Origin of the sequence: Pseudooceanicola aquaeponti, from assembly GCF_050897975.1 — a bacterium.
Classification (GTDB): Bacteria; Pseudomonadota; Alphaproteobacteria; order Rhodobacterales; family Rhodobacteraceae; genus Pseudooceanicola.
On record NZ_JBPAXY010000002.1, the window covers coordinates 220,279 to 232,732 of the forward strand.

Annotated in this window: 10 protein-coding genes and 1 tRNA gene; 7 read left to right on the top strand and 4 right to left on the bottom strand. The window is 68.7% G+C overall.

From position 1 onward, the window contains the following. Window positions 1-111: 111 nt before the first annotated feature. Entirely contained in the window at window positions 112-1,023 is a 912-nt protein-coding gene (locus tag ACRARE_RS04685) for a LysR substrate-binding domain-containing protein (protein ID WP_432655246.1), read from the top strand. Here the strand turns inward: ACRARE_RS04685 and ACRARE_RS04690 are convergent. Both ACRARE_RS04690 and ACRARE_RS04695 read right to left on the bottom strand, forming a co-directional pair. Beyond that, window positions 1,020-1,754, bottom strand: a complete 735-nt coding sequence (locus tag ACRARE_RS04690) for an alpha/beta hydrolase-fold protein (protein WP_432655247.1) — start codon at window positions 1,752-1,754, stop codon at window positions 1,020-1,022. The genes ACRARE_RS04685 and ACRARE_RS04690 overlap by 4 nt on opposite strands. A gap of 126 nt (window positions 1,755-1,880) precedes the next feature. Continuing rightward, complete coding sequence (locus ACRARE_RS04695; protein ID WP_432655248.1) at window positions 1,881-4,004, bottom strand: TonB-dependent siderophore receptor; 2,124 nt, start codon at window positions 4,002-4,004, stop codon at window positions 1,881-1,883. A gap of 126 nt (window positions 4,005-4,130) precedes the next feature. On the opposite strand from ACRARE_RS04695, the gene ACRARE_RS04700 reads away from it, so the two are divergent. The 4 genes from ACRARE_RS04700 to ggpS all read left to right on the top strand — a co-directional run bounded on the left by ACRARE_RS04700 (window position 4,131) and on the right by ggpS (window position 8,887). Beyond that, window positions 4,131-5,126 (top strand): helix-turn-helix transcriptional regulator, encoded by a 996-nt coding sequence (locus ACRARE_RS04700; RefSeq protein ID WP_432655249.1) that lies wholly within the window; start codon window positions 4,131-4,133, stop codon window positions 5,124-5,126. A 389-nt stretch (window positions 5,127-5,515) separates the two neighbouring features. Beyond that, complete coding sequence (locus ACRARE_RS04705; protein ID WP_432655250.1) at window positions 5,516-6,589, top strand: NAD(P)H-dependent glycerol-3-phosphate dehydrogenase; 1,074 nt, start codon at window positions 5,516-5,518, stop codon at window positions 6,587-6,589. Then, window positions 6,586-7,368, top strand: a complete 783-nt coding sequence (locus ACRARE_RS04710) for an HAD-IIB family hydrolase (protein WP_432655251.1) — start codon at window positions 6,586-6,588, stop codon at window positions 7,366-7,368. Before ACRARE_RS04705 ends, ACRARE_RS04710 begins: the two co-directional genes overlap by 4 nt. Window position 7,369: 1 nt before the next feature. Continuing rightward, window positions 7,370-8,887: a glucosylglycerol-phosphate synthase gene (gene ggpS, locus ACRARE_RS04715; protein WP_432655252.1), complete on the top strand. Its 1,518-nt coding sequence runs from the start codon at window positions 7,370-7,372 to the stop codon at window positions 8,885-8,887. A gap of 226 nt (window positions 8,888-9,113) precedes the next feature. Here the strand turns inward: ggpS and ACRARE_RS04720 are convergent, their stop codons facing one another. Next, window positions 9,114-9,740 (bottom strand): thermonuclease family protein, encoded by a 627-nt coding sequence (locus ACRARE_RS04720; protein WP_432655253.1) that lies wholly within the window; start codon window positions 9,738-9,740, stop codon window positions 9,114-9,116. A gap of 313 nt (window positions 9,741-10,053) precedes the next feature. After that, window positions 10,054-10,129, bottom strand: a tRNA-Lys gene (locus tag ACRARE_RS04725). 139 nt (window positions 10,130-10,268) lie between these two features. Between ACRARE_RS04725 and dapF the strand changes: the two genes are divergently transcribed. Both dapF and mtaB read left to right on the top strand, forming a co-directional pair. Then, a complete protein-coding gene (dapF, locus tag ACRARE_RS04730; protein ID WP_432655254.1) occupies window positions 10,269-11,120 on the top strand; it encodes a diaminopimelate epimerase in 852 nt (283 codons plus the stop codon). Beyond that, window positions 11,121-12,380 carry a tRNA (N(6)-L-threonylcarbamoyladenosine(37)-C(2))-methylthiotransferase MtaB gene (gene mtaB / locus ACRARE_RS04735; protein WP_432655255.1) on the top strand — a complete coding sequence of 420 codons (1,260 nt, stop codon included), beginning with the start codon at window positions 11,121-11,123 and terminating at the stop codon, window positions 12,378-12,380. It abuts the gene before it with no gap. Window positions 12,381-12,454 lie beyond the last annotated feature (74 nt).

The window sequence follows — 12,454 nt, forward strand, 5'->3', positions numbered from 1 at the left end:
CCCCGGCGCGGGGCCGGGTCAGGCGGGGTGATCGGCGCTTTGCGACAGGCTAGCCGCTGACAGAGCCTGCCAGAAGCGATAGAAATTCCCAAAGCTTGGAGAAAACCTCACATGATCGCCCCGCGCCGCTTTCTACCCTCGATCCCCTCTCTGCTGGCGCTAGAGGCGGTGGACCGGCTGGGATCGGCCACCGCCGCGGGGCAGGAACTGTCGCTGACCCATTCCGCCGTGTCGCGCCAGTTGAAGGTGCTGGAGGGGCAATTGGGCGTCACCCTGCTGGTGCGCGAGGGGAAGGGGCTGGCGCTGACCCCCGCCGGGGCCAGCTATGCCCGCTCGGTCCGAGACTGCCTGGCTGATCTGGCCCAGGCCAGCCTGCGGTTGCGCGCCAGCGGGCCGCGCGACAGCCTCAGCCTGGCCCTGCCACCCAGTTTCGGCCTCTACTGGATGGGGCCGCGCCTGCACGCCTTCCTGCGCGCCCATCCCGATCTGCTGGTGAACCAAAGCACCCGCAGCGCGCCCTTTGATTTCGCCCGGGAAAAGTTCGACGCGGCGGTGCATTACGGCCCCGAGGACTGGCCCGGGGTGCATTACCTGCCGCTGACCCGCGAGAGGGTGATTCCCATGGCCGCCCCGGCGCGTCTGGCGGGCGGGCCGCTGACCCCCGAGGCGCTGCGGGCCGAGCCGCTGTTGCACCTCGACAGCCGCCCCGGCGCCTGGGAGGACTGGTTCGCCCATCACGGGATCGAGGCCGGGCAGCTGCGCGGGATGCTGTTTGACCAGTTCACCACCATGGCCGAAGCGGCGGCGGCGGGCTTTGGCCTGGCCCTCTTGCCCGACTATCTGGCCCAGGCCGAAGAGGCCCGGGGCCGCCTGGCCCGCGCCTACCCTGCGCCGCTGGCGCTGGAGGACCGCTATGCGCTGGTCTGGCCGCGCCACAGCACGCCGAAACCCGCCCTGCGGCTGCTGATCGACTGGCTGCGTGCAGAGGGCGCGGCGGAAGAAGGCCCGGGCGCGCCGCTCTAATCGTTCAGGAAGGCATGGGCGGCGGCCAGAAAGCCCGGGATCGCGCCGCCATGGCCTACCCCGTCGAGGGTGACGAACCGCGCGCCCATCTCGGCGGCCATGCGCCGCGCCCGCCCGGCCATGTCGCGATCGCGCAGCCGCGCCACGCGGTCGGGCGGCGCGCCCGCCGCCGCGGCCGCCTCGGGCTCTTCCTGGGCGCCCAGGGTGATCAGCACCCGCCCGCCGGGGCGGGGCGCGGCGGCAAACAGCCCCTCGGGGTCGGTCCAGATCGAGGGGCTGCCCGCCGCCACATGGGAGAAGAGGGCGGGATGGGCCGCCCGCGCCTGAAGGGCGAAGGCGCCGCCGAAGGAATGACCCAGGATCATCCGCCGCGCCGGATCCACCGGCAACGCCGCCTCGATCCGCGCCCGCAGGGGGCCGGTCAGCAGGGCCAGCGTCGCCGCCGCCTGTGCCCCCACCAGATCCGCGCCGCGCCGGTCGCAGTCGATCAGCGCCTGGCTGGGCCAGCCCAGCCCCACGATCACCGCCGGGACGCGCGCGCCCTGCGCCGGGCCGCCCTCTGCCCGGGCCTCCAGATCGCAAAGCGTGCCAAAGCTCCACCCGGCATCCATGGCGTAGATCACCCCGTAGCCGCCCGGCGGCGGCGCGGCGGCGGGGCGGCAGACCACGACCCGCAGCCCGCCGCCGGGTGAGGGCAGATCGAACTCGGTCACCCGGTCCAAGCGCCGCACCGCGCCGAGGCCCGGCGGGTTCCCCCCGGCCCCGTCGGGGCCGGGGGGTTCGTTTTGGCCCCCCGCAGGCCCGGGGGGACAGGTCGAAGAGGCTGGCATCGCGCTGGCTCCTTCCAGGGGCTGAGCTCAGAACTTCTTCGTCAGCGACATGTTGAAGGTGCGCGGCGCGCCACGGAAGTTGAACACCACGTTGCTGCCGACGCGGGAATAGTAATCCTCGTCAAAGGCGTTATCGACGCCCAGACGCAGCACGGTATCCTGGCCCAGATCCTTGGCCGCCATCAGGTCGACCACGTTATAGGCAGGCGCCGTGATGCCGCGCGACGAGAACTCGGACATCGAGGTCAGCCGCCCGCCAAAGCTCCAGCCCTGCAACGGCCCTTCGGTCACATCGTAAAGCGCGGTCAGCTTCAGCATGTGTTCGGGCGTGTAGGTCGAGAAGACGGCGCCGGAGTTCGGCCCCTCCAGGTACTCGGTTTCCGTGTAGGTATAGCCCGCCGACAGGTGCAGGTTCGGGATCACCTCGCCCGAAACCTCAGTCTCGAACCCGCGCGAACGCACGTCGCCCTCGGGTTCGGCATAGTCCGTGCCGCGCACGGCGACAGAGCGGTTCACCTGGCGCAGATCGAAGAGCGCGGCGGAGTAGTTCAGCCCGTAGGCCAGCTCGCCCTTCACGCCCAGCTCGTACTGGCGACCTTCCAGCGGGTCCAGCGTATCGCCATTCACGTCCAGCTCGTATTGCGGGATGAAGATCTCGGAATAGCTGGCGTAGAGGGTGGCGGCGGGGGACAGCTCGTAGGTCAGGCCGGCGAAGGGGGTGACCTTGCCGTCAATGTCGGTGCTGTCCAGATCGCGGGCGGTGCCGATGGTGCCCGAGCGCACATCGCCGTCATACCAGCTGACGCGGGCGCCGCCGATCAGGGTCAGCCGGTCGGAGGGTTTCACCCGAAGCTGGGCGTAAAGCCCGGTCGAGGTGATGTCGCGCTCTTCCAGCGTGGTGTAGTTTTCCGCTGGACGCGGCAGGCTGGCCACGTCGTCGGTGTCCAGATCCCAGCTGCCATTGGCCGCGCCGCGCAGCCCGTAGGTGGAACTGTCCAGTTTCTGCCAGTCGGCGCCCAGGATCAGGTTGCTTTCCATCAGGCCCATCTGGAAGGGGATCTCGACATGGGCATCCACCGCCAGGCTGTCCTGCTCCCAGTCCTGCCCCAGCCAGGACATGCGCGAGACCACGTTGTCGGCATCCGCCGCCGAGCCGGTATAGGCGTAGAGGAAGTCCGCCTCCTGGTGCGAGGCGCGCAGCGAGGCCTTGGCGCGGACACCGTTGGCGAAGTGATGCTCCAGCGCCAGCACCGCATCGGTGGTGGCGTTGTCAAAATGGTTCCAGTCGGCGCCGGTCGAGGTCTCGACATCCAGCCACATCAGCGACCCGTCGGCATAGGTGGGCAGGCCGTTGAAGGGGGCGATGTCGCGTTCCATATGGGCCAGCGAGAAGGTCAGCGTGGTGTCGGGCGTGATGTCCCAGGCCAGGGTGCCATAGGCCGACAGCACCCCGTTTTCCTGCCGGTCGATGAAGCCGTCGCCATCGGCATAGGCCAGCACGGCCCGGGCGCGCAGGGTGCCCTCGGCGTTCAGAGCGCCGCCATAGTCCAGTTCGGTCCGGGTACGGCCATTGGAATCCAGCGACAGGCTGGCATAGCCCTTGGGGTCCACCGAACTGGCCTGTTTCAGGCGCATGTTGATGGACCCGGCCGGTTCACCGGTGCCGATGAACAGCCCCGCCGGCCCCTTCAGCACCTCGACGTGGTCGACGATCGACAGGTCCGGCTGGGTGCCGTAGATCGAGCTGACCGGGGCGGGCAGGCCGTCGAAATAGAGATAGTCGAACTCGTACCCGCGCGAGAAGATCGACGAGCGGCCCGCGTCGTTGTTCAGGATCATGATGCCCGGCGTATCCGACAGCGCCTCTTCCAGCGCGCCATAGCCGCCATCCTCGATCTGCTTGCGGGTGATGACCGAGGTCGATTGCGGCACCTCGCGCGGGGTCATCGCAGCCTTCTCGCCCACCGAGATCAGGTTGGTGGTGTAGGAATTGGTCCCTTCAGTCTCATAGCTGGACCCCTCGACGCTGATCGGTTCCAGCTCGATCACGTCCTGGGCCAGGGCGGGCGTGACCAGGGCCGGGGCGGTCAATGTGGTGCTGGCCAGCAGGGCCAGATGCAGCGCGCGGCGCGGCAGAGGGGGGCGCGTCATGAGGGGCTCCTTGATATCCGAGTGTTTTAGTCGTTATTACGGGGATCACAGGGGCTTCAGCCAGATGGGGATCTTCGCGCCAGAGCCAGATGTCTTTGCGAAACCGCCAGAGAGGCCGCGCCGCCCATGTCCCTACGGCCCCCGTCCGATCCCAACCCGCACGACCCCAGCCCGCTCGGGGCGGGCCGCGCGGATCTGATCCGCCTGTCCGAGATCGCGCGCGGGGCGCCTGCGGGCGTGGGCCAGCGGCTGCGCGCCAGCCTGCCCGAGGGGCGGGTGGTGCTGCGTGGCACCCGCGACGCGGTCGAGGTGCCCTCGGGGCTGACGATCAACGCCCATGACGCCCAGGCCCAGGAAGATTTCGAGGTGCGCGCCCTGCGGCCTGCGGGCGTGGTGCTGCATCTGGTGCTGGCGGGCCGGGTCGAGGCCAGCCTGGGCGGCGTACCGATGGAACTGTCCCGACGCCCCGGCGGGCCGGTGCCGGTGGTCCTCAGCGCGCTGGCCGAGCCGCTGGAATTTCACCGCCTGTCGCGGCGCGGCGAGGCGCTGCGCAAGCTGACCCTGCGGATCAGCTGGGACTGGCTGGAGCGGCGCGGCATCCCCCGGGCGCAGATCCTGCAAGGCGCGCCGCGCCGCGATGCCAGGTGGAGCGCGGGCCCCGAGGACATCGCCGATGCCGAGGCGCTGATGCACCCCGCCCCCGGCGGCCCCCAGTGCCTGCTGCGCGAGGCGCGCTCGGCGGCGCTGGTCGGGCGGGCCTTCGAACAGCTGTGGCAGGCGGGCGAGCGTGTGGATGCCGCCGACCGCGACCGGCTGAACCGGATGGAACACCTGGGCTGCGCCCCCGGCCCGGTGCCGCCCCTGGACGAGATCGCCCGCAGCGGCGGGATGAGCCTGTCATCGGCCCGGCGGCTGTTTCACCGGGTGCATGGGCAAAGCATCCTGGCGCGGCTGCGCGAGCTGCGCCTGACGCGCGCCCACGACGCGCTGCGCCATGGCGCCAGCGTCGCCGGGGCCGCGTGGGACGCGGGCTATGACAGCCCCTCGGCCTTCGCCACCGCCTTCCGCAAATGGTGCGGCCAAAGCCCCTCGCAGGTGCGCGACCGGGCCGCGCCGCGCTAGACCGCGCGCCCTGCCCCCTTGGGGCCAAAGGGGCCGCCCAGACCCCGCCCTGCTGCATTGCAGAGCAAAACTTCCCTGACTCCCCCGTATTTTACCGCTTTTCATCGGCAGTTCCTTGCCAATGCAGCATTGGCCCCTAGGTTGTTTGCCACGGATCCATGCGGCGGATCCCTGCGGTGTCGTGACGATGACCCGCCCTTCGCGCGTAACCGGCCCGACGGCCAGTTCCTGCTCCTTGCCGCACGGCCCTTTGGGCGGGTGGAGCGCGCCTGATCAGAACGAAGAGACCCGGAACGGACACCTGAAAGGAGTTCGCCATCAAGGATTCTATATCCACCCCCGACCCTGCCCCCGCGCAGCCCGCGTCAGGCCCCTATGGCCGCATCGCCGTGCTGGGCGCCGGAAGCTGGGGCACCGCCCTGGCCAGCGTGCTGGCCCGCAACGGTCGCGACGTGCGCCTGTGGGCGCGGCGCCCCGACCTGGCGCAGCGGATCAACGAAACGGCTGAAAACGCCGATTACCTGCCCGATGTCGCCCTGCCCCGCGGCATCACCGCCACGGCGGATCTGGGCCAGGCGCTCGACGGCGCCGAGGCGGTGCTGATGGTCACCCCCTCCGCGACGTTGAGGCCCATGTGCCAGGCCATTGCCCCCGTGCTGCCCGCAGGCATCCCCATTGCCCTGGCCTGCAAGGGCGTGGAACGGCGCTCGGGCTACCTCTTGTCGGAAGTGGTGGCCGAGGAGCTGCCCGGCCATGTGGTGGGCGCGGTTTCGGGTCCGACCTTTGCGCGCGAGACCGCGCTGGATCATCCCACCGCCGCCACCGTGGCCTTCCCCTTTTCCTACGCCGACCGGCTGGCGCCGGAGACCAGCCCCGCCGCGCGGCTGGCGCTGTCACTGTCGGGCGGCGGCTTTCGCGCCTATGTCTCGGACGACTTGGTGGGCGTCGAGGTGGGCGGCGCGGTGAAGAACGTGATCGCCATCGCCTGCGGGATGATGTCGGGCGCGGGCTTTGCCGAGAACACCCGCGCGGCCCTGATCACCCGGGGCATCGACGAGATGAAGCAACTCGCCCAGGCTCTGGGCGGGCGGCGCGAGACGGTCACCGGCCTGTCCGGGGCGGGCGATCTGACCCTGACCTGTTCCTCGACCACCTCGCGCAACATGTCGCTGGGGTTCCAGCTGGGCCAGGGCATCCCCCGCCCCAACTGTTTCGAAGGCCGCCCGGTGGTGGTCGAGGGCGAGGTCAACGCCGTCTCGGTCACCGACCTGGCCAAACGTATCAACGTGCCCATGCCGATCTGCGAGACGGTGCAGGCCATCCTGCACGAGGGCGCCGACCTGCAACAGGCCTTCACCGCCCTCTGGGCGCGCCCCATCGAGGCCGAGCCCCAGGCGCTGGACATGTCCCTGGCCCACCCCTCGCCCGACCTTCCCCTGCAATTCGGAGCCACCGAACAATGAACGTTCATGCCGCCCCCCGCCCCGACATCGCCGCGCGCCGCTTTACCCTGGCCACCGACCTGGACGGCACCTTTCTTGGCGGGTCCGAGGCCGACCGCGCCACCCTGTACCAATGGATCGAGGACAACCGCGACAGCGTGGGCCTGATCTTCGTCACCGGCCGCGACCCCGAGTTCATCATGCAGATGTGCCGCGAGCGGGGCCTGCCCTGGCCAGAGTACGTGGTGGGCGACGTGGGCACGACCATTGCCCGGGTCGAACCCTCGGGCGCCATCGCCCCGATCGCCCCGCTGGAGGAAGACATCGCCGCCCGCTGGAACGACGCGGGCGAGGCGGTGCGCGCCCTCCTGGACGGCCACCCCGGCCTGACCCTGCAACCCACTGCCTTCCGCTACCGGGTCAGCTATGACCTGAGCCCGGCGGATTTCGACCCCCGCGCCCGCGACCTGATCGAGGAAATGGGGCTGGACTGGCTGATCTCGGACAACCGTTATTTCGACGTGCTGCCGCGCGGCGTCTCGAAGGGTCCGTCGATCCGCCGCCTGATCGCGCATCTGGGCATCCCCGAGGCGCGGGTGCTTTGTGCGGGCGACACGCTGAACGATCTGTCGATGCTGGCCTCGGGCCTGCCCGCCGTGGCCGTCGGCAATTCCGAAACCGCGCTGACCGACCGGCTGAACGGCCTTTCCAGCGTCCATCACGCCCAGGCCCATGGCGCCGCGGGCATCCTGGAGGCGATCACCGCCCTCAACCTTCACGACATCCCGGAGACTGCCTGACATGCCTTCCAATCTGGTCATCGTCTACCACCGCCAGCCCTATGAAGAGGTCGAGGTGGACGGCAAGATCGAATACCGCGAGAACAAGAGCCCGAACGGCATCGTGCCGACCCTGAAAAGCTTCTTCGGGCGTTTCGAGAAAGGCGCCTGGGTCGCCTGGAAACAGGCCGAGGATCCAGCCAACCCCGACTTCGAGCGGGTGATCGAGATCGACGATCATTACGGCCAATACACCGTATCGCGCCTGCCGCTGACCGCCGAACAGGTCACCAGCTTCTACCACGTCTCCTCGAAAGAGGCCTTCTGGCCGATCCTGCACGGGTTCAAGGAACGCTATAACTACGACCCCGTCGACTGGCCGACCTTCCGCGAGGTGAACTGGGCCTTTGCCGAGGCCGCCGCCGCCGAGGCCGCGCCCGGTGCCGTGGTCTGGGTGCATGACTACAACCTGTGGCTGGTGCCGGGCTATCTGCGCACCCTGCGCCCCGACGTGAAGATCAGCTTCTTCCACCACACGCCCTTCCCCAATGCCGACATCTTCAACGTGCTGCCCTGGCGCAAGGAGATCCTGGAAAGCCTGCTGGCCTGCGACGTGGTGGGCTTCCACATCCCGCGCTACGTGAACAACTTCGTCTCCGCCGCCCGGTCCCTGCTGGAGGTGGACACGGTGAAACGCGAGAAGGTGAAGCCCGAGATGAAGGCCGAGACCTCGGCCCTGTCGGAACAGACCGTGGTGACCGAGCTGGAATACGATGGCCGCCGCGTCCACCTTCAGGCCAGCCCCGTGGGGGTCGATGTGGATTACATCGAAGAGGTGGTCGCCCGCCCCGAAACCGCCCGCCGTGTCGAAGAGATCCGGCAAGAGCTGGGCGAGGGCCGGCTGATCCTGTCGGTCGGGCGCACCGACTACACCAAGGGCGGCATCGAACAGCTGCAAAGCTTCGAACGGCTTCTGGAAAGCCGCCCCGACCTGCGCGGCAAGCTGCGGCTGATGCATGTCTCGGTGGCCGCCAATGCCAATATGACCGCCTATGAAGAGATCCAGCACGACCTGGAACAGCTGGCGGGCAAGATCAACGGGCGCTACGGCAGCTTCGACTGGCAACCCGTGGCGCTGATCTCGCGCCCCATCGTCTTCACCGACCTGGTGGCCTATTACCGCGCCGCCGATGTCGCCTGGATCACGCCCCTGGCGGACGGGATGAACCTGGTCTGCAAGGAATTCTGCGCCGCGCGCACCGACGAGGACGGCGTTCTGGTGCTGTCCGAGTTCGCGGGCGCCGCGGTCGAGCTGGGGGCGATCGTGCCCACCAACCCCTTCTCGCACAAGTCGATGGACAGCGCGATCCAGTTTGCCCTGGACATGGCCCCGGACGACCGCCGCGGCCGGATGCGCGCCAACCGCGCCATGGTGGCCAAGCAGGACATCCGATTCTGGGCCGAGGACCAGATGCAGGCCTTCGGCGACGGCGTCCTGCCGCCCGAGACCACACCCGAAGACACCCTGGCCGCCGAATAGGCCCGGCTTCCGGGACAGCTGAACGCCGCAGCCCCAGGCTGCGGCGTTTGGCGTGGCAAGTCTCTCAGCGTGTTGGCACCCGGTCACACACCCAGGGAAGATAAGGGGGGTCCCGAAGCAACCCCGCCACAAGATCCAACTCGGACTGTGGCACATGGCGGCAAGGAACATGGCGCCCAAACGCCCCTGGGGAAACGCCGAACCGGCCCCGACCGCTTCGCTCCCCTCAGCTCACCCCACCTTCCCGGCGCGCGCGTTTCTTTGCCTCATAGGCCTCCCAGACGTGCATACGGCCCTTCTGGCGCGCATCGGCCAGCCACAGTTTCTTGCGGGCGTCCGGGGTTTCTAGGGGGCGGTATTTGCCGCCTGAGAACTTGGGCCAGTCTATCGCGAGCCCCTGCTTCACCATTTCCTCGGACAGATCCCGCCCGTCCGGCAGGTAACATTTGGCGACGGTGCGGCCATGGTCGTCCGTGTCGGTGACCTCGGCGCGCACCGCCTGCCCCTTGCAGAGGTGCACCAGTGCCCACTTCGCCTTTTTCCCATAGGGATGGTTCATTTCCGGCGCATCGACACCGAACAGCCGCACCTGGGTCTTTTGGATCACGATGGTATCCCCGTCGACCACATAGGCAGAGCCTCGCAGCGTCGGCTTGCTGGGGGTGGGCGTTGCACTGGCCGCGTCGAAGGGCGCGCGGGACGGGGTGGTCGGACGCAGGGGCACGACCACATCTTCCGACACGGGCGGCTTTGGTCGCCTGTCGGCGTCGAAATTTGCGCGCCAGCTTCGCGCCAGGGCGGCGATGACGGCCACAACCAGGGCTAAAACAAGGATCGGCAGCAGGCTTTCCATGGGCAACACCTCGCAGACTTGGCATCCAGCGCCAGTTGTGAGGGCTGAGCCCGGCAGGACACCCCCGTCCAATCGGTGCACAGGCCTAAAGGCCAGGCCTCACAGCAGGAAGAAAGCCTATACGCCTCGGCGCGTGGTCCTAGCGGCGCGGGGCGCCAAGCAGAGATCCGGCCAGCGCCTGTTGCGCATTAGCATCACCTGAACTTCCCCACCCACGGCTTCCGCCTTTCACGCCGGGGACAAACCCCAGAAACGAGAAATGCCCCGCTCTCTCAGCAGCTTACTGAAAGAACGAGGCATTTTCTGGTGGTAGTGGTGAGCCGTGAAGGATTCGAACCTTCGACCCACTGATTAAAAGTCAGTTGCTCTACCAACTGAGCTAACGGCCCACTGTGGGCGCGTCTCTAAAAGGGGGGGCGGGGATGGTCAAGCGCGAATCCGAAAAAACATAACAGAAATGTTGCACCCGCAGGGCCCGGGCCGCCGCGGCGCCTTTTCAACAAGGGGTTCAAGGTCTATATCGCGGCAATGACCAAACCCGCCCGCCATATCCCCGCCGCCGACGGCCTGCCCTTCCTGAAGATGCACGGGCTGGGAAACGACTTCGTCGTGCTCGATTCGCGCGGCAAGTCCCCGGCCACCACGCCCGCCCTGGCGCGGGCCCTTGGCGACCGGCACCGGGGCGTGGGATTCGATCAGCTGGCCGAGATCCGCGATGGCGAGGGCAGCGACATTTGCCTCGACTTCTGGAACAGTGACGGCAGCCGCGCCGGGGCCTGCGGCAATGCCACCCGCTGCGTCGCCGCCCATGTGATGGCCGAGACCGGCGCCGAGGCCCTGTCGATCCGCACCGCGCGCGGGCTGTTGCAGACGGCCCGGGTCGAGGGCGTCACCTGGGTCAACATGGGCCCGCCGCAGCTGAGCTGGGACGAGGTGCCCCTGGCCCGCGAGATGGACGTGACCGCCCTGCCCCTGCCGGGCGATCCGGTGGCCGTGGGCATGGGCAATCCCCATTGCGTCTTCCTGGTCGAGGATGCCGAGGCCGTGGCCCTGACCGTGGACGGGCCGAAGATCGAACACGACCCGCTGTTCCCCGAACGCTGCAACGTGGAATTCGCCGAAGTGCGCGCCCGCGACGAGATCCGGATGCGGGTCTGGGAACGTGGCACCGGGGTCACCCTGGCCTGCGGCTCTGGCGCCTGTGCCACGCTGGTGGCCTGCGTGCTGCGCGATGCCACCGACCGCCGCGTGCGGATGGAGCTGGATGGCGGCTGGCTGAGCCTGGATTGGCGCGAGGACGGCGTCTGGATGGGCGGGCCGACGGCCCTGGTCTTTGCCGCCACGCTCAGCCCTGCCTTCCTGGCCGGGGTGGAGGGGTAAATGACCGCCGCACCGCCGAAATTCGCGACACTGGGCTGTCGCCTCAACGCCTATGAGACCGAGGCGATGAAGGCGCTGGCCGCCGAACACGGCGTGGAAAACGCGGTGATCGTGAACACCTGCGCGGTGACCGCCGAGGCGGTGCGCAAGGCGCGCCAGGACATCCGCCGCCTGCGGCGCGAGAACCCGGGCGCAAAGCTGATCGTCACCGGCTGCGCGGCGCAGACCGAACCCGCCACCTTCTCGGCCATGGAAGAGGTCGATCTGGTGATCGGCAATTCCGAAAAGATGCAGCCCGAGACCTGGGCCGCCATGGGCCCCGATTTCATCGGCCAGACCGAGCGGGTACAGGTCGACGACATCATGTCGGTGACCGAGACGGCGGGCCATCTGATCGACGGCTTCGGCACGCGTAGCCGCGCCTATGTGCAGGTGCAGAACGGCTGCGATCACCGCTGCACCTTCTGCATCATCCCCTATGGCCGGGGCAATTCCCGCTCTGTCCCCGCCGGGGTGGTCGTGGACCAGATCAAGCGGCTGGTGCAGCAGGGCTATAACGAGGTGGTGCTGACCGGGGTCGACCTGACCAGCTGGGGCGCCGACCTGCCCGCCACGCCGCGCCTGGGTGACCTGGTGATGCGCATCCTGCGGCTGACCGATGTGCCGCGCCTGCGAATCTCCTCGATCGATTCGATCGAAGCGGATGACGCGCTGATGCAGGCCATCGCCACCGAGCCGCGGCTGATGCCGCATCTGCACCTGTCGCTTCAGGCGGGCGATGACCTGATCCTGAAACGGATGAAGCGCCGCCACCTGCGCGACGACGCCATCCGATTCTGCGAAGAGGCGCGGCGGCTGCGCCCCGACATGACCTTCGGCGCCGACATCATCGCCGGTTTCCCCACCGAAACCGAAGAGATGTTCGCCAATTCGCTGAAACTGGTCACCGATTGCGACCTGACCTGGCTGCATGTCTTCCCCTATTCCAAGCGCGAGGGCACCCCGGCGGCGAAGATCCCGACCCAGGTGCCGGGCCCGGTGATCAAGGACCGTGCCGCCCGGCTGCGCGCCGCGGGCGACGCCCAGGTGGCGCGCCACCTCGCCGCCCAGCAGGGCCGCGCCCACAAGGTGCTGATGGAAAGCCCCCGCATGGGCCGGACCGAACAGTTCACCGAGGTCACCTTCGAGACCGACCAGCCCGAGGGCCAGATCGTCGAGACGGTGATCCGGGGCCAGCAGGGGCACCAGCTTCTGGGCTGACCCTAGCGTCTGGGCTGATCCTGCGCGTCACCACCGCTTGCACCTCCCGCCGCGCCGCCGCATCCTGCGCCCGA